The 21635-nt window shown below is 47.3% G+C and carries 17 protein-coding genes and 1 pseudogene; 11 read left to right on the forward strand and 7 right to left on the reverse strand.

The features are described 5' to 3' along the window. Positions 1-25 precede the first annotated feature (25 nt). Positions 26-649 (reverse strand): hypothetical protein, encoded by a 624-nt coding sequence (locus Xbed_RS01425; protein ID WP_086111167.1) that lies wholly within the window; start codon positions 647-649, stop codon positions 26-28. A 119-nt stretch (positions 650-768) separates the two neighbouring features. Between Xbed_RS01425 and Xbed_RS19305 the strand changes: the two are divergent. The 5 genes and pseudogenes from Xbed_RS19305 to Xbed_RS01445 all read left to right on the forward strand — a co-directional run. After that, positions 769-919, forward strand: a pseudogene (locus tag Xbed_RS19305) (IS982 family transposase); the annotation flags it as partial. 304 nt (positions 920-1223) lie between these two features. Then, complete coding sequence (locus Xbed_RS01430) at positions 1224-2378, forward strand: MFS transporter (protein ID WP_086111168.1); 1155 nt, start codon at positions 1224-1226, stop codon at positions 2376-2378. A gap of 131 nt (positions 2379-2509) precedes the next feature. Next, on the forward strand, positions 2510-2731 hold the full coding sequence (locus tag Xbed_RS01435) for a dienelactone hydrolase family protein (protein WP_086111169.1): 222 nt from the start codon (positions 2510-2512) through the stop codon (positions 2729-2731). A gap of 28 nt (positions 2732-2759) precedes the next feature. After that, positions 2760-3731, forward strand: a complete 972-nt coding sequence (locus Xbed_RS01440) for a LysR substrate-binding domain-containing protein (RefSeq protein ID WP_086111170.1) — start codon at positions 2760-2762, stop codon at positions 3729-3731. Between the two features lie 126 nt (positions 3732-3857). Continuing rightward, the gene (locus Xbed_RS01445; RefSeq protein ID WP_086111171.1) at positions 3858-4616 is read left to right on the forward strand and encodes an SDR family NAD(P)-dependent oxidoreductase; all 759 of its coding nucleotides are present in this window, start codon (positions 3858-3860) and stop codon (positions 4614-4616) included. A 157-nt stretch (positions 4617-4773) separates the two neighbouring features. On the opposite strand, the gene bioA is transcribed toward Xbed_RS01445, so the two are convergent. Next, positions 4774-6042, reverse strand: coding sequence for an adenosylmethionine--8-amino-7-oxononanoate transaminase (bioA, locus tag Xbed_RS01450; RefSeq protein WP_086111172.1), 1269 nt, complete (start codon positions 6040-6042; stop codon positions 4774-4776). A gap of 96 nt (positions 6043-6138) precedes the next feature. On the opposite strand from bioA, the gene bioB reads away from it, so the two are divergent. From bioB to Xbed_RS19675, 6 genes are all read left to right on the forward strand, one after another. Next, on the forward strand, positions 6139-7179 hold the full coding sequence (gene bioB / locus Xbed_RS01455) for a biotin synthase BioB (RefSeq protein ID WP_086111173.1): 1041 nt from the start codon (positions 6139-6141) through the stop codon (positions 7177-7179). Continuing rightward, positions 7179-8342, forward strand: a complete 1164-nt coding sequence (bioF, locus tag Xbed_RS01460) for an 8-amino-7-oxononanoate synthase (RefSeq protein WP_086111342.1) — start codon at positions 7179-7181, stop codon at positions 8340-8342. Before bioB ends, bioF begins: the two co-directional genes overlap by 1 nt. Continuing rightward, complete coding sequence (gene bioC, locus Xbed_RS01465; RefSeq protein WP_086111174.1) at positions 8326-9099, forward strand: malonyl-ACP O-methyltransferase BioC; 774 nt, start codon at positions 8326-8328, stop codon at positions 9097-9099. The genes bioF and bioC overlap by 17 nt, the downstream gene beginning before the upstream one ends. After that, the gene (gene bioD / locus Xbed_RS01470) at positions 9089-9772 is read left to right on the forward strand and encodes a dethiobiotin synthase (protein ID WP_086111175.1); all 684 of its coding nucleotides are present in this window, start codon (positions 9089-9091) and stop codon (positions 9770-9772) included. Before bioC ends, bioD begins: the two co-directional genes overlap by 11 nt. Before the next feature lie 670 nt (positions 9773-10442). Then, the gene (gene uvrB / locus Xbed_RS01480; RefSeq protein WP_086111177.1) at positions 10443-12470 is read left to right on the forward strand and encodes an excinuclease ABC subunit UvrB; all 2028 of its coding nucleotides are present in this window, start codon (positions 10443-10445) and stop codon (positions 12468-12470) included. 364 nt (positions 12471-12834) lie between these two features. After that, entirely contained in the window at positions 12835-13014 is a 180-nt protein-coding gene (locus Xbed_RS19675) for a hypothetical protein (RefSeq protein ID WP_167371851.1), read from the forward strand. Positions 13015-13147: 133 nt separating this feature from the next. Here Xbed_RS19675 and Xbed_RS01485 read toward each other — a convergent pair whose 3' ends face one another. The 5 genes from Xbed_RS01485 to Xbed_RS01505 all read right to left on the reverse strand — a co-directional run bounded on the left by Xbed_RS01485 (position 13148) and on the right by Xbed_RS01505 (position 21620). Beyond that, positions 13148-14122, reverse strand: coding sequence for an HlyD family secretion protein (locus tag Xbed_RS01485; protein WP_244182383.1), 975 nt, complete (start codon positions 14120-14122; stop codon positions 13148-13150). 122 nt (positions 14123-14244) lie between these two features. After that, on the reverse strand, positions 14245-15264 hold the full coding sequence (locus Xbed_RS01490; RefSeq protein ID WP_086111179.1) for an NADP-dependent oxidoreductase: 1020 nt from the start codon (positions 15262-15264) through the stop codon (positions 14245-14247). Positions 15265-15329: 65 nt separating this feature from the next. After that, positions 15330-15947 (reverse strand): hypothetical protein, encoded by a 618-nt coding sequence (locus Xbed_RS01495; RefSeq protein WP_086111180.1) that lies wholly within the window; start codon positions 15945-15947, stop codon positions 15330-15332. A 1-nt stretch (position 15948) separates the two neighbouring features. After that, positions 15949-17559, reverse strand: coding sequence for a DHA2 family efflux MFS transporter permease subunit (locus Xbed_RS01500; protein WP_086111181.1), 1611 nt, complete (start codon positions 17557-17559; stop codon positions 15949-15951). After that, a complete protein-coding gene (locus tag Xbed_RS01505) occupies positions 17556-21620 on the reverse strand; it encodes a non-ribosomal peptide synthetase (protein ID WP_086111182.1) in 4065 nt (1354 codons plus the stop codon). Before Xbed_RS01505 ends, Xbed_RS01500 begins: the two co-directional genes overlap by 4 nt. Positions 21621-21635 lie beyond the last annotated feature (15 nt).

A 21635-nucleotide genomic window follows, 5' to 3' on the forward strand; every position in this document is an offset into this window, starting at 1 on the left:
GCTATCAAACTTAAGGATAGGGTTGTCAAGTCCTGTATTTTCTAACTGAATTTTCGTGATCTTGCTCTGGAACATCCTCCTCAGGATTATTGTTATGATGTACATCGTTAACACTCTTACCGGTTGATGTTTTTATACATTTTGTAGTTAACTTATTACTAGTATCTGAATCTTGTTTTTGGTCTAACAACATATTCACTTTGTTAGTTAACTCCTTATTTTTATTTTGTAGCTTGACATAGGTGCTACCTGCTTCGCGCATACTTTTCTTGAACCTATCACACACCTTAATGTATTTGTTATAAACACTCTCTGCCTCTTCCTTATATTTTCCATACAACTCATTAAATTCCGTTTTTAATTTATGGTCATGAAACGCCCGCTCTAATTTTTGATAAACTTTAAATGCTTCAAATTTATTAGAAAAGATAGAAAATTTAATGGCAATGGGTTTTTCTTTATCAATTAATTTAATATAAATTTTTTTACCTAATAATAAAATATCCTCGATTTTATCAAAAGAATCTGAGAATAAGATCCTATTATTGCTCTGTTTTTCTATAGTTAAATGATTTCCTGTGTCTCTGGTGTTTAGTTTGAAAATGTAATTATCAAATTCATAATGAGCATTTTTATCAATGTCACTCATGATTTATTCCTTATTTCTTTTCTAATTAACTCGAATTATGGATAATAAATTGAACTAAAAGACTATTCCGGGATCAGAATTTTAAACGAATAAAAAACCGTTCTAAAAAGGAACAGGCTATGGACAACTTAATTGAAATTTTCTGTGGTGTCGACGATTTTTGCATTTTTTCATGCCTCAATGGGCGCAATTTTGGCTTGACAACGGGTGTCGTCTGCGCCTCGGCAAGGCCACATATGGGCCGGTGAAATCATGACCATTTTGATCCTTTGATAATAGACTGAATGTTCTGTACGACACCTCCAAGATAAAGATTTTCAAAATGAACTTCCGGCATATTATATCCCCAATAGACACTTCCTATCATTGACTTTCGAGATATACACCCGTCGTGTCAGTGCGGGCATTGATATATTGATGAATAATATAGAAATCTAAAGCTCTTCATTAGAAAATTTTGCTTTCAAAAAAAGTAAATATTATTCCATTTATTTAGTTGTCGGAAGATATGAGACTTAGACTACTTGGTATTAATAACTTTTTGTTCTTATTATAATGACAGGAATATTTAATCATGCCCTTAGCAGTTTATGCCCTGGCAATAGGCGCGTTTGCCATTTGCACCACCGAATTCGTTATTGTCGGGCTTTTGCTTAATATCAGTAACGATCTGTCCATTTCTATTTCCTCATCGGGCATGTTGGTAACCGCCTATGCCATGGGCGTTGTCATCGGCGCGCCAATTCTGACGCCGCTGATGGTTAAATTTAAGCGTAAAAAAGCGCTTATCGCGCTAATGGTTCTCTACATTGTGGGCAATGTCGCTTGTGCGCTAGCAACCAGTTATCAATTGCTGATGTTTGCTCGTGTGATAGCCGCTCTTGCTCAGGCATCCTTTTTCGGATTAGGCGCAGTGGTTGCCACACAGCTAGTGCCGAAAAATAAACAGGCCAGTGCAGTTGCCGCTATGTTTTTAGGCGCAACTCTGGCAAACGTATTCGGTGCACCGATCGGATCCATTGTCGGGCAATATTTTGGCTGGAGAAGCTCATTCATCGCCTGCTCTGTTATTGGCGTTATCGCCGCTGTGGCGATAGCAGCCATCGTGCCTAACGTAAGAAGCGAGGCACCAAAAAATATTGCGCGGGAATTTGCCATTTTACTGCAACCCCGGGCAATTAAGGCGCTGTTGATGACCGTACTGGGCTTCGGCGGTATATTTACTGCTCTCACTTATCTCGGGCCGTTCCTGACGGAGGCTTCTGGATTTCCGGTAACAGCGGTTTCTTATCTGCTGTTTATTTTTGGCGTGGGTATGGTTATCGGCAACCCATTAGGCGGCCGCCTGACCGATCACAGCGTGCATCTGGCGCTGATGGTCTCCCTTGCTGCGGTGATTATCGTACTGCTGGCACTCGGTTTCTTTGCCAGTTCTAAGGTCCTGACCGTGATCCTGATCTTTGTATTCGGTGCAGTTATGTTCTCCTCCATCCCACCTTTACAGGTACAGGCGATGCAGGCAACCAGCGAGGCGGTAGTGATGGGATCCTCCTTCAATATTGCGGCATTCAATCTGGGAAATGCCGGAGGAGCATGGCTGGGAGCCTGGGTGCTGGATTATGGTATGAAAGTCGTAGAGTTACCGATTGTCGCGGCGGCAGTGACCGCGCTTGGGCTGGTATTTGCTTATATTGTTAAAGCAGGTTCGCCGGTTAAAATGGTCAGCTGATTCAGCGACCAAGCGAAAAAATGCTGATTAAATAGTTAATTACCTCATAACTAGGAAGTAAATAAAGGTGAAACAATATTATTGATTGGTGTGGGTAACATCGGTCAATATCCTATGATCAGGCGGATTGCGTGATCAACCACGCTCTGGATAACCTGCTTGAAACATGGGAAATCCTGATAAGCCACTATTTCGGACTCGAAAACCACTGGCAGTTGTACGGATCCCTGTTTGTCGTCGGCTTCTGTTGTGGGGGATTTCTGGCTTTTGAATTTAGCCGCACGGAGCTGCTTTGTTTTGGCGTGGTTTCGGTTTATGGTCAGCCTGACACCAAACTGTATCAAAAGCACTGATCCCGGGTAACCAATCTTAAGAATTGCTTTGTGGCCGCAGGTTGACAAAATTTTACAATTACTGAAAAATCGAGATTTACTGGATGAAGGTGTTGGTCACCCGGGGTGCAGTTACGTGGATTTGCTAAAAGGCATGAAAGTGTTTGTTGATGTGGTCGATCAGGGCAGTATGACTGCTGCGGCGGCGTGCTCAGAGCTGACGCCGCAGATGGTTGGCTTGTATATTCGCAACCTTGAAAAGCAATTCGGCGTTAAATTCCTGAACCGGACCACCCGGCAGACAGGGCTGACTGAAGCGGGAAAACTGTTTTATCAGCACTGTACTCAGGTACTGGGCATGGTTAATGAGACGCAACACGTCATTACCAGTATGAACACCGAAGCAACAGGTCTGCTGCGCATTACCGCGCCGATCACTTTTGGCACACACGTGATCGCGCCGTCTCTGGGTCAGTTCAGGAAGCGTTATCCCAGGATCGATGTCGATCTGTTCCTCACCGATTCGGTGATGGATTTAGTGGCTGACGAAATCGAAATCGCCATCCGCATCGGCGTGCTCAAGGACTCATCACTGGTTGCCCGTCCGTTGGGGATGTATCGCATGGCGGTAGCCGCCGCGCCTGAGTACCTGAATGAGCGGGGTTTCCCCTCGTCACCGGAAGAACTTTCTGAACATGACTGTATTGGTTTCCGGCTGAAAATGGCTCCTCGGCACTGGAGTTTCCAGCGGGACAACACCGGCTTCTCCGTGGAGGTGAATGATAATCTTAGTATCAATCATGGCGAGGCTCTGCGTCAGGCCGCGCTCTCTGGGGTAGGGATTGTTATGCAGCCGGAGGTGTTGCTCAGTCAGGATTTCACCTCCGGGGCGCTGGTAAGGTTATTCACCAACGAAAAGCTGATAAGTAAACCAGTCAATATGGTTTACCGACAGGATAAATTCTCGGCGGCAAAAATGCGTGCGGTAATCGATTTTGGTTTGAACCACTGGAAGGTCTGAAGGTTAAAAGGCTGCCCTGCGCCGCTATTGGAAAATCCTGCTTTCCTGTCTATAAAGTATTGCTCTGATTATTACTCACTTCTTTTGTTTTATTATTCCGGCAATAACAATTGTACGGAACAAGAAATGAGCATTTCACGATTCAGCCAAAAAAACGTGTGTATCACCGGAGCCGGAACTGGTATTGGACGGGCGGCAGCGCTGCGCCTGGCAGCAGAAGGGGCTAATTTGGTGTTGATCGGCAGGCGGCTGGAGCCACTCAACCAGTTGGCTGAGGAGGTACGAACGCAGGGAACTAAGGCGTTGGCACTGAGTTGTGATATTGCTGATGAGCAGCAGGTAAAAGCTGCTTTTGCTCAGGCTCATCAGCAGCTTGGCAATATAGATGGTCTGTTTGCTAATGCCGGAGTATTGGGTGATTTCAAACCGCTGTCGGAGGCGGAGGTAGGGGACTTTACTGCGCCATTTTCCACTAATCTGATCGGAACGTTCCTCACGATCAAACACTGTCTGCCCTTTATGCCTGAGGGCGCGATCCTGATTAACGCTTCCTGGACTACCGGCAGCGTTATGCCCGGAACCGGTATTTATGCTGCCACCAAATCTGCACTGCTGGCGCTGATGCGCACCTTGGCAGCGGAAGTGGGCGTACGTTCGGTACGAGTCAATGCCATCAGTCCGGGGGTTATCCTGACGCCAATGGCGGCTGAAGCCCTGCCTGAAGAGGTCGCTAAAAGCCTTGCCGCTCACTCCCTGCTATTACGCAATGGGGTCGCTGAAGATGTAGCCGGAACGGTCGCTTGGCTGCTTTCTGAAGATGCAGGCTATGTTACCGGGCAAGAGATTAAGGTTGATGGCGGTTTTACCACAGGGGGCATGCGTTAAATGGTATTCATCGTCACTTGATCTAACATCGCTGGTGATTTTTCCATTTCTGAAAAAAGCCTTGCTTGCTGACTTCGGTTAGGCATTTCCTCCACGCCGACCTGATATTGGGTCACACGGGAGGGCGATTGCCCTGTGACCCGCTGTCTTTCAAGTTTTAACCCATTGAATCAGCGATCGCATGGGTCAGTTTTGATAGTTGTTCTGGTTGAATAATATACGGTGGCATTAAATAAATTAACCGGCCAAATGGCCTGATCCACACACCCTGTTGAACAAAATGGCGTTGCAGTGAAGCGACATCAACGGGGCGTTTCATCTCAACCACACCTATGGCTCCCAATATCCGAACATCTGCGACGGCATGATGTGATTTTAACGGCCGTAATTCTGCTTTTAGTTGAGCTTCGATGGATTGAATAGGTTGCTGCCACGGGCTGTCAGAAAGTAATTTAAGACTGGCACTGGCTACCGCACATGCCAGCGGATTTCCCATAAAAGTTGGGCCATGCATAAAACAACCCGCTTCACCTTGACTGATGATTTCTGCAACATGACGGGTCGTCAGTGTGGCTGACAATGTCATATATCCCCCCGTCAATGCCTTGCCTAAACATAAAATATCCGGCTCGATTTGGGCATGTTCACAGGCAAAGAGTTTGCCTGTCCGTCCAAATCCGGTCGCGATCTCATCGGCAATCAGCAGGATCTGATATTCATCACAGAGCCGGCGAACCTGACGCAGATATTCTGGATGATAAATCCGCATTCCGCCTGCCCCTTGAACAATCGGTTCCAGAACAACGGCGGCGATTTCAGCATGATATTGCAGTAATAAGCGTTTAAAAGAATCGATATCCTCCGGCTGCCATTCATCACCAAACTGGCATTGAGGCGCATCAGCAAACAGATGGTTTGGGAGATAGCCTTTATACAAATTATGCATGGAGTTGTCGGGATCACAGACAGACATGGCGCCAAAAGTATCGCCGTGATAACCGTGACGCAGGGTCAGGAAGCGCTGGCGCGTTTCTCCCTTGGCTTGCCAGTATTGCAATGCCATTTTTAGGGCAACTTCTACCGCGGCAGAGCCAGAATCCGCCAGAAAAACACATTCCAGAGGAGCCGGCGTCATCGCCACTAATTGCTTGCACAGTTCCACCGCAGGGGGATGGGTTATGCCGCCAAACATAACATGGGACATTTTATCGAGCTGCGATTTTACTGCCTGATTGAGTACAGGATGATGATAGCCGTGGATGGCAGCCCACCATGAGGACATACCATCAATTAACTTGCGGCCATCTGATAAAACTAACTCCACACCTGCCGCAGATACGACAGGATAGGTGGGCAGTGGATGAGTCATGGAGGTATAGGGATGCCAAATATGGCGCCGGTCAAACTCAATATCCGAAGGATTCATTATCACTTTGTTGTAAACCTATTGACGTTAGTTTTGGTTGACATGATAACGGCGTTATTTAAACTGACAACATTTTTTCACATTGGAGAGGTTATTGTGAGCGAACGTCAACAGTGGACTATCAAGCAAGCACAAGGATTGTTTGATAAACCTTTTTTTGAATTGTTATTTCAGGCACAGCAGGTGCACCGCGAACATTTTGATCCACAGCAGGTACAGGTCAGTACGTTGTTGTCGATCAAAACGGGCGCTTGTCCCGAGGATTGCAAATATTGTCCACAGAGTTCCCGTTACAAAACAGGTCTGGAAAAAGAGCGGTTGATGGAAGTGGAAAAAGTCATTGAGTCCGCGCACAAGGCTAAAAATGCCGGTTCAACCCGGTTTTGCATGGGAGCGGCCTGGAAGAATCCGCATGAGCGTGATATGCCGTATCTGGAAAAAATGGTCAGGGAAGTCAAGGCGCTGGGAATGGAAACCTGCATGACGCTGGGAATGTTGAATCAGTCTCAGGCCCGGCGCTTATCCGAGGCAGGTCTGGATTACTACAACCATAACCTGGATACCTCGCCTGAATTTTACGGCAATATCATCACGACCCGCAGTTATCAGGATCGGCTGAATACACTGGATAATGTCCGGGATGCCGGCATTAAAGTCTGCTCAGGCGGCATTGTTGGCTTGGGTGAACAAATACGCGATCGGGCGGCATTGCTGGTGCAATTGGCGAACTTACCGAAGCCGCCGGAAAGTGTACCGATCAATATGCTGGTAAAAGTAAAGGGAACACCATTGGAAGACAATGAAGATGTCGATCCTTTTGACTTTATCCGCACGATTGCCGTCGCGAGGATCATGATGCCCGGATCTCATGTTCGCTTATCCGCCGGGCGTGAACAGATGAATGAACAGACTCAGGCCATGTGTTTTATGGCTGGCGCCAATTCTATTTTCTATGGCTGTAAATTGCTGACCACGCCGAATCCGGGCGAAGATAAAGATCTCCAGTTGTTCCGCCGTTTGGGGATTAACCCGCAACAGACAAAGACGGCATTTGGGGATAATCAGCAGCAACAGAATTTGACTGAAGCCATTTTTCATCATGCGGATAACGAACAATTTTATAATGCGGCACTATGATGAACTGGTCAGATTCACTCTCCCGGCGTTTGGCCGAACGTCGGGGAACCTCTTTATGGCGCAGCAGACAAGTCCATCAGGGCGCTGATGGACGCTTATTGTCTACTCCGGACGGTCAATATCTCAATTTTTCCAGTAACGACTACCTTGGCCTGAGCCGACATCCCCGGATTATTGCGGCATGGCAGCAGGGTGCGGAGCAATATGGTGTGGGTAGTGGAGGTTCGGGACATGTTACGGGTTATACACAAGCACATGACACACTGGAACAGCAATTGGCTGAATGGCTGGGCTACTCGCGTGCCTTGCTGTTTATTTCGGGTTATGCCGCCAATCAGGGCGTGATTGCGGCTTTGATGGAAAAAGCGGATCGCATTATTGCGGATCGTCTTAGTCATGCCTCCCTGATGGAAGCGGCCATGCACTCTCCCGCCCAGCTTCGGCGTTTTCTGCATAATGATGTGGATTCTTTGCAGCACCATCTGGCAAAAGCGTGTGCAGGTAAAACACTGGTCGTCACGGAAGGTATTTTTAGCATGGATGGCGATTGTGCGCCGCTTGAAGCCATTGCGCAGCAAGCCCGATCCACAGGGAGTTGGTTGATGGTGGATGATGCCCATGGCATCGGAATTCACGGTGATGAAGGGCGTGGCAGTTGTTGGGTGCAAGATGTCAAACCGGAGATCCTGGTTGTCACCTTTGGCAAAGCCTTTGGGTTGAGCGGGGCGGCCATTTTATGTGATGGGCAAACTGCAGAATACCTGCTCCAGTTCGCTCGCCATCTAATTTACAGTACCTCAATGCCCCCTGCGCAGGCAGTGGCTCTCTCTGAAGCGGTACAACAAATCAGGGCAGGAGATGAATTACGTCAGATGCTGCACAACAACATTCGCTATTTTCGCCATGAAGCGCAGCACTTACCTTTTGCGTTGATGGATTCAGGAACGGCCATTCAGCCGCTGATTATCGGTGACAATCAACAGGCGATTGCATTATCTCAGCGTCTTAAGCAGAAAAACCTATGGGTTAAAGCCATACTGCCGCCGACCGTTCCCCCTGAAAGCGCCCGCTTGCGTATTACACTGACAGCGAGTCACACACGACAGGATATTGATCTATTACTGGCGGCATTATGGGAGGCACAACATGGATCTGGCGGTTAAACCGGTTGATAAACAGGCGATTGCAGGCGCTTTTGGGCGGGCGGCTTCCAAATATGACACGGTGGCCAGACTGCAACAGCAAACCGGTGAATACTTGATGGAACTGGCACAAGCGGAAAATATCGGTGCGCGGGTATTGGATGCGGGGTGCGGAACCGGTTTTTTTAGTGCCCGTTGGAAACAGCAAAACAAACACGTCATCGCATTGGATCTGGCTGCTGGTATGTTGAGTCACGCCCGGAGACAACACGCTGCTGATTATTACCTGCAAGGGGATATCGAACACTTGGGACTGGCAGCTAACAGCGTAGATCTCTGTTTCAGCAATCTGGCCGTGCAATGGTGTAATGATTTGCCATGTGCTTTGCAGGCGTTTTACCGGGTTACCCGCCCTGGTGGCCTTATCGTCTTTTCCACGCTCGCACAGGGATCACTGCATGAGCTGGAAACCGCGTGGGGACAAGTGGATAATTACCGGCACACGAATCAATTTCTGCCACAGCGGGAAATCACACAAGCCTGCCAGCCTTATCGACATAAAGTCATTCTTCGGCAATATTGCCAGCATTATCCACAGCTCCTGCCTTTGCTGAATTCTTTGAAAGGGATCGGGGCGACGCATCTTCATCACGGTCGCCAGCAGGGGTTAATGACCCGAAAACGTTTAAATGCGCTTGCTGAAGCCTATCCACGGAATAATGGGCACTACCCATTAAGCTATCACCTTGTTTTTGGAGTTATTTATTGTGACAAATAAATATTTTCTGACCGGAACTGATACTGAGGTGGGTAAAACCGTCGTCAGTTGTGCCTTACTGCAAGCGGCGAATAAAAAAGGATATCAAACAGCAGGTTATAAACCCGTGGCGTCAGGCAGTGACATGACGATTTCAGGGATACGTAATGGGGATGCACTGGCTTTACAACGGAATAGTGCCGTGCCATTAACTTATCAGGAAGTGAACCCTCTGGCGTTTGTGGAGCCGACATCGCCCCATATCGTGAGCGCTGAACTGAATCAGCCAATTCATTTTTCCGTATTATCACAAGGCTTGGAAGCCCTGATCACAAAATCTGACTGGGTTTTAATTGAAGGGGCGGGAGGGTGGTATACGCCATTATCGGAAAACACGACTTTTGCTGATTGGGTCATTCTGGAGAACTTACCGGTCATTTTGACCGTGGGGATCAAATTAGGTTGTATTAACCATGCCGTTCTCACGGCAAAAGCGATTCAACATTCAGGATTGAAACTGGCAGGTTGGGTTGCCAATGAAATTGAACCCGCAGGTCAGCGTCAGGCTGAGTATTTGGCGACGTTGACGCGCATGATTACGGCGCCGTTGTTGGGAATTATTCCCCATTTGGGCGGCTCCTTTGATAATAATAAAATAGGGGAATATATAAGCATTGATTCATTGGTTAACTAATTGTTTACTTTGCGTTAGCTAAAATCATTTTCCGCAGGGATCGTTAATGTGATCTTCTGGTGGCAAAGCCGTGTTATTTCAACAAGGTTTGATCCATTTTTGATCAACAAATAGCGTAAACCCATTCCAAAACGGGATAAAAATATGCCATTTTAGGAAAAATTGATAAACGAAGATAACTCCGCAACCTCCCATGCCCAATAGGGTTTGCTGAGTTATCCACTATTCCTGTGGATAACCCTGTGTGTTAGTTTTAGAAAAGTATTCCGATGCAAGATAATACGCGGTCTGCGCAAGATTTGCTGTTATTCTCTCCTTGATTTTTTTTATGATAAAAATCAACTCATTAAATAAAATCAATCCATTTTTACCTTCCTTTGTTATTCGATGCTTTATCATTTCAGTAGCTAATACAAAAATAGAAAAAAGCAAGCTCATTATCTGGGGATAAAAATAGTGGCCACCAATGTTACACAACCGTTAATATCACTCTGCGGTAAATTATAGTTTCTCGCTACTGTACTGCTTGAGTCTTCTCTTAAAAATAAAAAAATATTATTTTGCTAACTGACTTGAAGCTGGTTTTTTATCCAGTATCATAAAGAGGTTTTTTTTGTGTACGGATAGGCATGGGGGCTTTTGTACATTTGTACATAAATGTGGGGGAAAAATGAGTAAAGAAACAAACAAGGCATTCAAGTTATATTCTGATTTCAAACCTGGCGGTGATCAGCCTTCGGCTATCAGCCAATTACAGGAAGGGCTGGAAGATGGTCTGGCTCATCAGACACTTCTTGGGGTAACGGGTTCAGGCAAAACGTTTACCATCGCCAATGTTATCGCAAATTTGAATCGGCCAACCATGATCCTCGCACCCAATAAGACATTGGCTGCGCAGCTTTATAGCGAAATGAAAGAATTTTTCCCTGAGAATGCGGTGGAATATTTTGTTTCCTATTATGACTATTACCAACCCGAAGCCTATGTGCCAAGCTCTGATACCTTTATTGAAAAAGATGCGTCAGTGAATGAGCATATCGAGCAGATGCGCCTATCGGCAACAAAAGCCTTATTGGAACGTCGTGATGTGGTTGTCGTGGCTTCCGTTTCCGCGATTTATGGTCTGGGTGATCCCGATAGTTATCTGAAAATGATGCTGCACTTAACTGAGGGCATGTTAATTGATCAGCGGGCGATCCTGCGTCGTTTGGCGGAACTGCAATACAGCCGCAATGATCAGGCTTTCCAGCGTGGGACATTCCGGGTTCGTGGTGAGGTGATTGACATTTTTCCCGCAGAGTCGGATCAACATGCGCTGCGCGTTGAATTGTTCGATGATGAAGTTGAGCGTCTTTCCCTGTTTGACCCGCTGACCGGTCAGGTTCAGTACAATATGCCGCGTTATACCATCTATCCCAAAACCCACTATGTGACACCGCGTGAGCGAATTATTCAGGCGATGGAAGAAATTAAGGTTGAATTGGCTCAACGGCGTAAGCTGTTGCTGGGGTCAGATAAGTTAGTGGAAGAGCAACGTATCACCCAACGAACACAATTCGATCTCGAAATGATGAATGAATTGGGGTATTGCTCTGGCATTGAGAATTATTCCCGCTATCTGTCAGGCCGTTCCGCCGGTGAACCGCCCCCAACCCTGTTTGACTATCTTCCGGCAGATGGTTTGCTGGTGGTGGACGAATCTCACGTCACCATTCCACAGATTGGTGGCATGTACCGGGGGGATCGTTCCCGCAAGGAAACACTGGTGGAATATGGTTTTCGTTTGCCCTCAGCGCTGGATAACCGCCCATTGCGGTTTGAGGAGTTTGAGGCGCTGGCCCCACAGACCATCTATGTTTCAGCAACCCCCGGCCACTATGAACTGGAAAAATCCGGCAACGAAGTAGTGGAACAGGTTGTACGCCCGACGGGGCTGATTGACCCTGAAGTTGAAGTTCGTCCGGTGGCAACTCAGGTGGATGATTTATTGTCTGAAATCCGTCTCCGTGCAGCGAAAAATGAGCGAGTGTTGGTCACCACCCTCACCAAGCGCATGGCGGAAGATTTGACCGAATATTTGCAAGAGCATGGCGAGCGGGTACGTTATCTCCACTCCGATATTGATACGGTCGAGCGGGTGGAAATTATCCGCGATCTTCGTTTGGGGGAATTTGACGTATTGGTCGGGATTAACTTGCTGCGGGAAGGCTTGGATATGCCAGAGGTTTCCCTCGTGGCGATTTTAGATGCTGATAAAGAGGGCTTCCTGCGTTCAGAACGATCCCTGATCCAGACGATTGGCCGTGCAGCGCGTAACTTGCATGGTAAGGCGATTTTGTACGGGGACAAGATCACGAATTCTATGGCGAAAGCCATTGGGGAAACTGAGCGCCGTCGTGCCAAACAGCAGGCATTTAATGAAGAACACGGTATCGTGCCAACCGGATTGAACAAAAAAATCGGCGATATCCTGAAAATTGGTCAATCAGTCAATGGCAAAGGCAAAACGAAAGGCAAAGGCAAAGTTGCTTTGGGCGCGGATGATTACCATAAACTTTCGGCGAAAGAGTTAGAGACTAAAATCCGTGAACTGGAAGATAAAATGTACCAACATGCACGGGATCTTGAATTTGAACAGGCGGCCAACGTTCGTGATCAGGTACAGGCATTGAGGGCGCAGTTTATTGCCAACGCTTAAATGCCATGCTTGAGTGGGATGCCTGCAACATCGAAATAAACACGGCATGGAGAGTGAGTCATCCCGCTCTCCATCTGCCCCGTTATCGACTCAAGCGCCGGAAATCATTAACCCAATTTTTGCAGGGTGTGCTCGATGGCCTGCCGTAATAATTCGCGATCATGGCGGTAGGGAATATCCTGTGCTTCAAGGGTCTGCTGCGTTCAGCGTAAGCCTCCGGTCATCTCACCTTGCTTTCCAACCAACACTAAAATGGGGGATTTTAACTGAAAGGATTATCTGACCAGGGGAGCACTCAAACACCTGATGACGGTAAGTCGGGGTCTTATTTGGCTCCACATGTCCGCCACAAACGGATCAGCCATTGATTGGGCAGACAACGTACGACCGTATTCGTGTCTTTCAGTGCGCTCAGTGGTCGGCGATGCCCTGCGTGGTCTGGCTGGAGCAAGCAAGAGAAAAAACGGATCAAGAGATAACCATCACACTTTTGTGTCAATGGAGAACGGGTGAAGGGTTACGTTATGCTCGCCAAAATCAGTGACAATAAAACAACAACTGTGATATCAGCTCTCATTAAACAGGCCCAAAAATTACCAGCAGAACGATTTAACCAATGTGTTGCATCCATCGGTTGAACTCACAGCAATAGTGGACGTTACTCAAATCATGACGTGCTAATGCGACAAAATCATATGACGTGTATCTATTGTGACCTCGCAAGATAACCCGATCGCCATTGCTATCGGTTTATTGAAAACAATTTTGACCGGAAAACGTTGCACAATTTTTGTAAAGTTCCCAGTGGCGTTATCGGCGGGCAAAAGTGCGAACACAGAACCGGTCGCCGGCGCTAGGCTTTCAATGTGGCCTTTAAACACTTCACCGGGATAGCTATCGATAGTGATATCAACAGCTTGTCCTGGCTTCATCCTGCCTCGCTGCGTTTCCTTAAAATTAGCTATAACCCACGGCTGCTGTTTGGGGATGATACTGGCGATAGTTTGCCCGGCTTGGGTAAACATACCAATCTGAAGATTACGGTTTCCTATCACTCCGGAAACAGGCGCAATAATTCGCGTATAGGTTAATTGTAGTTGTGCATCCGCTAGGCTGGCCTGCGCACGTTTTAGTTGCGCCTGAGCCTGTGCAATGGTGGTCTTCAGCACCGCCAGTTTAGCCTGCTGAGTCTCTAGACTTGCTTGTGCTTTTGCTACGTCGGCAACGGCGACTTTGTGCATGCTGTCAGTTTTTTCTATATCGCTCTGGGTGATATAATGGTGTGCACCAAGTTGGTTGACGCGGCTCAACTCTTGAGAGGCATATTTTTCGTTAACTTTGGCTGAAATAAGAGCACTGTTGTACTGGTTGATGATGCTTTCTTGCATCTTTGCATTAGCCCGCGCATTACTCAGCGCAGCCGTCGTTTTTGCAACATCAGTTTCTGCTTTCAGGATCGCGACCTTATAAGAGCGATCGTCGAGAACAGCTAAAAGCTGCCCTTGCTTTACTTCATGGTTATCGGTGATATAGGACATCATCACCTGAGAGCTAACACGGGCGCTAATATTGGTGATATCGTTTTGGGTATAGGCATCATCGGTAGTCTGGATATAGCGCCAGTATAATAACCAGTACAGGAAACCAGCCATTATCGAAACCACAATGAATAGAATAAAGATTTTTTTAACGTATTTCATTGGCAATTGCCGCATAACGCATAAGATGTACAACCGCAGGAAAAAGTGGAGACAACATTTCCTGACGATATAGATCAGCTAATCCTGACAATTTGTTTTCCAAAATGTCTGGCGTTTAAGAGATCGATAAAAGCTTGCGGAGCTTTTTCCAACCCATCAATTAACGTTTCCCGATATTTAAGTTTTCCGTCATGAAGTGCATTCAATAGCCACGCATCCGATTCCGGGTAATCCTTAAACCATTCCGTTACCAGAAAGAAACGGTTAACAGGCGGATTTGGCAGAGAGGAAAAAAAGTCAGCAGGGCTGGAAGCTGCAATGCTGGATGATTGATCGTAATTAGCCGCATTGCCACAAACCGGTACGCGGGCACCGTCATTTAATAATTGTGCGACCAACACCGAAATTCGGCCACCGACATTTTCGAAGTAAATATCGATGCCGTTCGGGCAAGCCTGGCGCAGTTGGTGTTTGAAATCGCTGTCTCGATAGTTAACGCAGAAGTCAAAACCAAGCTCATGAACGACATACCGGCATTTCTCTTCACTACCAGCGATACCTACTACCCGACAGCCCGCCATTTTGCCAATCTGCCCTACGGTTGATCCCACAGCGCCAGAGGCCGCTGATACCACCAATGTTTCCCCTGCATGCGGTTTAGCGATACGCATCATGCCAAAATAGGCAGCGCGTCCTGGTGTACCCACGGTATTCAGAAAAATGGTGTCGGGTAGCTCGACCTGCGGCAAGGTATGAACAATAAAATCTCGCTCGTTGCTGATGTAGTACTGCTGCCAGCCTGAATATGCGAAGACTTTGCTGCCCTCGTTAAAGTTCGGGTTGCGAGACGCCACCACAACGCCGACCGTTTCTCCGGCGACAACGTCACCGCAATGGATGGAGTTAACATAATCTGTACTGAAGTTCAGGCGTGAGCGGATGTAGGGATCCAGCGATAACCACTGATTGGCGATAAGGAATTCGCCTGGCTCCAGATCTCTCACAGGCGTTATCTTCATGCGGAACTCGCTGAGTTGTAAGGGGCCTTCAGGGTGCCTGACCAGTACGATGGCTTTGTTTTCGTAATGTATCATGATCTGCTTACCTTTAAACAAGTAGGTTATGGGTGACTCTCTCGGTGTAAGGCAAAAACTCAGGACTACTTCGTTTTTGCCTGCCAACGATAACGTGGCCAGCGAACACTAAAAAATATCATCGCCAGCGTTAACGGCCACCCAACCACTGGCAGGGATGTATTCAATAATGAACTGTGTAAGTAATACAGTAGGTAAACTAGGATCGCTTTGCACAGATAAACGGCTACCCATGTCAGGGATATTTCTTGCCAGACGCGAAAATAGGCTGGTGAGCCGTATATGTTCAGTGTCCTAAGTTGTGGTCTTGCCTGTTCGGCTAAAGTCTGGATAACGGGTTCACCGCGTAGCGAATAAAAAAGGAAAACCACCGCAATCGTTAATGCGCTGCTTAGCGACAGAAAAACATCCTCCCGTTGAACGGGCAGCCACGCCGGATGACGCAGGAATAAATAGTGGCATAGACCGGAAAGCAGGATCATCAGCACAACGGCCAGTGTAGCCTGACGATTTTTGCTTTGTAGCGCGAGAAATGAGGCCCAACCAGCGCTGATTAGCAACGCTGTACCAATGCCAAATAAGTACAGCGCGCCATGGTAAAGCGCTAACGGAACGATGATATTCAGCAACGCTACAGGAGAGCGCAGGTAATGCAGAAAAGTATAGGATGTATTCTGGTGCATTTTATTGTTTCTCCTGTGAAGGTTGGAACAGCCGGAAATTCTTCGTTGCGAACAATACCATGATCGCTGTGGTCAGCATCATCCCGCCCATCACATAAAAAATGTCATTAAAGGCGATGATCTGTGCCTGCATCTTAATGTTGTTAGTTAACATTGCGTAGGCAGTTTGTCGAATGTTTAGGCTATTTAGCGAGCCACCATGATGGATCAAAAGTGTTTTGGCGCTATCCACATAGCGATTAAACGCATCGCTACCGGCAGCTATCGTCGATTTGATTTGTGCAACCAGCATCCACGTATGATTAACGTAGCGGGAGGAAAGAATAGCTGTGCCCATTGAGCCGCCAACGCTGCGGGTAATGTTAATCAGAATAGCGGATGAGGCGTTATCTTTGGACTGGACATTACGGGTAGCAATCATGGCAAGTGGCACCATGATAAAGGGTTGCCCCAGCGCGCGAATCAGTAACGAGAGTTTCATCTGCTGTCCGGCGAAATTGCTATCCATATGTCCATTCATAAATGAACTAATGGCCAGCCCGGCGAAACCGATGAAAATCATATACTTAAGATTGAAAATCTTAAGCAACTTCGGGATAAATGGGAGGATTGCCAGCTGCGGTAATCCCATCCAAATCAAAACATTGCCAATCTGCAGAGCATCATAGTTATGCACAGCTGTAAGATAATACGGTACCATGAACAGCGTGCCATAAATAGCGACACCCAGCATAAAGAACATAATGCAGGCATACGAGAACGCTGCGTTTCTGAACATGCGGATGTTAATTAATGGGGAAGGGTGCACAAGTTGATCATAAACGAACCCTAAAAATGCCACGACAGAAATCACGATAAGCGAGCAGATAAGGTTAGAATCCAGCCAGTGCAGACTACGTCCCTCTTCCAGAACGACTTCCAATGAGCCTAACCATAGCATCGCAGTGAGGATGCCAATAAAATCTCCGTCGAGAATCACCTGCCAACGAATGGGCGGGCATTTCATCCCATAGTTTATCAGGCCGCAAGCGAAAACAGCAGGTACGATGTTAATGTAAAAAATAGCATGCCAGGAGAACGTATCTGTCAGCCAACCGCCCAGAGAGGGGCCAATTGCCGGAGCAAAAGTACCCACAATACTGAATAAAGACATTCCGAGGGGGTGTTTTTCCCTCGGTAAGACTTCAATAATCAGGCGAAAGCAGAGAGGGATCAGAGCGCCACCGCCGAATCCCTGTAACGCCCGAAAGACAATCATGGAATTAAGATCCCATGAAAACGAACACAGTATTGACGAAGCGAGAAAACTGCCGATACACCACAATGCATAGCGGCTGGTACCAAACGCTTTTGCCAGCCAGCCGCACAGGGGAATGGAGATGATCTCAGCGGTAAAGTAAGAGGTTATTAGCCACGAACTGTCATCTAACGTGGCTGATAACGCGCCCTGAATAATCTTCATTGACGAGTTGGTTATTTGGATATCCAGAATGGCTATAAAGCCGCCGAGCAGGCCACCAATAACGGCGCACCAGCTACGGAAGGATACCCCTGAATTTTCTTTGTGGTTTCCCTCAATACTCAAGGTAACTGTCTGCTCGGTTGTACTCATAGCAGCACCTGTTTTACACGCTGAATAAGTTCTGTGATGAAAGGTTCGTTCATCATGGTGATGTGATTGCCTTGCGCTGGCAGAATGGTGATAGCTTTATCCGCCAGGCTCTGCCAGCCAAGCCCAGGCACAGGCAACCGTATCCTTCCAGGCAAATCCTCCAGCGCTTCGGCTACCACAATATTTCCGGCATAAGGCGCACCGACATAACGATCGCAGGCATTGATGTGCGCCCATAAAATCACCAGAAAATAACGAAAATGCTTAAAACTCAGTGAAGCAGGGATCAACCCTGCGCGTTGAAATTCACTCATAAACAGATAGGTGCGTTCGTCATGGCTCATCGCAGCCAATTTCTCTTGTGAGATATTGAAATGCGTGCCGGTAAACATCGCGACTTTGTGGGCATAATAAACCAGACGATCATCGTCGCTCATATTTTCAGCGTCATCAACGCGCACTTGCGGCGCTGGCTGGTCAAACACCAGAAGCGTTGGTGCGCAGCCTGTGATACTGGCGATCTGTTGGCCCATTTCGAAAGCGATAGTCGCGCCCAGCGACCAGCCGCCAATAATCAGTTTTTGGCGATGGAGCAGATCCTTTGCCTGCCGCAGGTAGAATGCGGCTAGGGAGGATATTTCGCGGTCATAGTCGTGAATTTGACTAAAATCAGCGACCTGAAGACCGTAGACCGGGTAGCATGACTCCAGAGGTTGCAACATGGGGTAATAGCAGAGTACGTTGCCACCTGCTGGATGAACCATCAGGAAGGTAGGCTGGCTCTCGTCACCCTTGTTCAGCGTCACCAGAGAAGTCAACGCCTGCGAAGTGCTGGCCTGTTCCACAAACTGCGCCAATTGCGAAATACTGCTATGTTCAATCAACTGTCCCAGAGATAAAGCGGTACCGAATTGCTGGTTAATTTGCATCACTAGTTTTAGCGCATTGATCGAATTGCCGCCCAGCTGGAAAAACTTGTCATCAATATCGATATCACTAAGATTGAGCACGTCGCAATAAAGCTGATGCAGTTGGTACTCCGTTTCACTTTGTGGGCGTCGAGACACGGTATTGCGCGACAGCGCCATTGTGTTCAGCTGAGTATAGTTGATCTTACCGCTGGCAGTGAGCGGCATCGACTCAAGCCATAACCATCTGTCCGGTAACATAAAGTGAGGTAACCGGGCACGAGCATAATCTTTAATCTCATCCTGTTGCCACCCGGGTACCAGTGCGAAAAAGACAAGTAATTGTTGCTCATCGTCACTGACCGGTTTTACTAACGCAGCGGCTTGAGTTACGCCGGGACACTGATGAAGAACGTGTTCGATTTCAGCAAGTTCAACCCGGAATCCGCGGATTTTCACTTGGCGATCGATACGCCCTAAGTACTCAATATTGCCATCTGTCAAGCGACGTCCTTTATCGCCAGAACGGTACAGGCGTTCATCTTTAAGCAGTGGATGGGGAATAAAGGCACTGGCGTTTTTGTGCGAATGACTGCCAATGTAGCCAGCGCTGAGATGCGCGCCTCCAATGCAGATTTCACCCGGCAAACCGTCAGCCACTGGTTGGAACTGATTATCTAAAATCAGCAATTGTACACCGGGGAAAGGTTTACCGATGGGCAGATAACCGCCTTCCGGCACATGTGTGTCCGGCATTACTTCCCATGTTGTGACCCCTACGGTGCTCTCGGTTGGCCCATAGTGGTTCAAAATGCGGCAGCGGGCATCCAGCGCTCGCAAATGTTTAACCAGCAACCAGGGCACCCGCTCGCCTCCCAATATTAGCAAGGAGGATGGAAGCAGAGCGGCCGCGTTTTCACCCTGTAACAACGCACTAAGATGGGATGGCGTGATTTTTATGCAATCGAGCGTCTGACGCGTGAATAATTCTGCCAGCCGGGACGGATCCTGTAATGTGCTATTGCTGATAATGTTTAAACAACCGCCGCTGGTCAGAGCGGGGAAAAGCATGGTATGAGCCAAATCGGTTGTGAAGCTGGAGAACATACCATAATGCGCCCCTGCAGGTTGTTGCAAGACCTGACGAGCGTTATCGCAATAGCAAGCAAGTTGAGCGTGATTGACCTGTATGCCTTTCGGCGTGCCTGTACTACCTGAGGTATAAATGAGATAGGCGGGGGCATCCGGAGCGACGTTCGGCAGCGGGTGTCGAGTAAGAAATTGGGGTATCAAATGAATACTGAGGCAAGTCGTCCCGTCAAACGTGACATTATCGCTCTCGGTGAGTATCCAGTGTGCCGAAGCATCATCGATCATATACGCCAACCGTTCACGCGGCAGGGTGATATCCAACGGGAGATAACATCCGCCGGCGCGCAAAATAGCCATAATGGCTATCACGTAGTCGTTGCCCTTCTCCATATGAATACCGACCACATTACCAGGTTGTAAACCCTCCGCCAGCAGATATTGAGCCAAATTTTCTGATTGTTCTTCTACCTGTTGATAATTCAGCGCACTATCATCGCAACGCACCGCCATCTGGTGCGGGGTGTTATGGGCGACCAGGACGAATTGTTGGTGTACTGATGCGCAATCGGCTTGCGGTTGAGGGCTCCAGGTCTGATACTGGCTTCGTTCTTCGTCACTCAACAACGAGATCTGCGCGAGGGTGATATGCGGATTGTCCACGAACTGGCATAGTATCGATTGGAAATGTTCCAGCATCTGTCTGGCCGTGCTTTCACGGTAAAGGATCGAGTTGTAGTAGAGCGTCAATAACAGCTTATCGCCGTCTTCTTCGACCCAAAGGTTAAGATCGGTTTTTGAAACGCCATAATCTACCTTTAAGGGTTTGATCGATGCTTGGTTATCATCATAGAAATGTGGGAAAACCTGATAGCTCAGCATAGCTTGGAACAGTGGATTAACCTGATGCGAGCGAGCGAAACTGATGTTTTCGAGGATAATATTGAAAGGAACGTCCTGATAAAGCATCGCTTCTGCACAGTTCGTGTGCACTTGGGCTAACATTTCATCAAAACGGAACTCCGCACGAACATCACCCCGCAGTGGCAGTGTGTTCATAAAAAGTCCCAACAAATCCCGGCTCGACGCATGATTTCGGTTTGCGAAAGGAATCCCGACAATGATTTCATTCTGACCACTATAGAAGTGCAGCATGACTTGCCATGCGGTTAACATAGCATGAAATAGTGTGACGTTATGTTTACGGCACAGCACACTTAACGCTTTTTGCAAATCACTATCTAATGTCTGGCTGACGATGCTACCAGCTGAACTCATTCGTGCAGGACGTGGCGCGTCGGTGGGAATATTCAGGATACCCTGTACACCCTCCAGTTGTTTTTTCCAGTACGCCAAGCCTCGGTCATAATAACCGTTAATTTGCCACTGGTTTTCTGCCAGTGCGTAGTCAGAGAATTGCAAAAAATCATCAACTGCTGGTGTAATGCCATTTTCCAGTTGGAAATAGATTTCCATTAACTCCCTGAAAAAGAGATTTATGGTCCAGCCGTCAGAAATAATATGATGAAGCGTTAACATCATAACATATTCATTAAGCTGGGTTTTAATCATCCGCCAATAAGACAGTGGCCCACGGGATAGATCAAAATTTCGGCATCCTTCTTTAAGAGCTCGCTTATCAATCCAACTTTTTTTCACCTCTTCCGGCATGGCTACGATATCTTCATAGACGAAATCAAAAATAATATCATCCGAGATACTTTGCATTATTTCGCCATTAATCACCTGAAATGTTGTGCGTAAAATAGAGTGCTTACGGGTTAATAACGTTAATGCCTGACATACCTGTTCCTGATTGAATTCAAGAGCCATATGACAAACAAAAGCATAGGAATTGTTATAGGCTCTTTTATCTTCTAGGTATTGATCAAGCAACCAAATGCTTTTTTGAGCGCTAGTCAGCGGAAATTGCTTACGTTCAATATCGGTGCAACGTTGAATTTCACCTTGTGTCTTGGCTGCGGTTCGTGTTTTTTTTTGACGAGCCAGTTTTTTTATTTCGTCCAAACTTAATGAACGAATGGCATCGCTTTTGTTTTTCATGTTCTTTTCTTCCTA

The sequence above is a fragment of the Xenorhabdus beddingii genome, assembly GCF_002127545.1.
GTDB lineage: Bacteria > Pseudomonadota > Gammaproteobacteria > Enterobacterales > Enterobacteriaceae > Xenorhabdus > Xenorhabdus beddingii.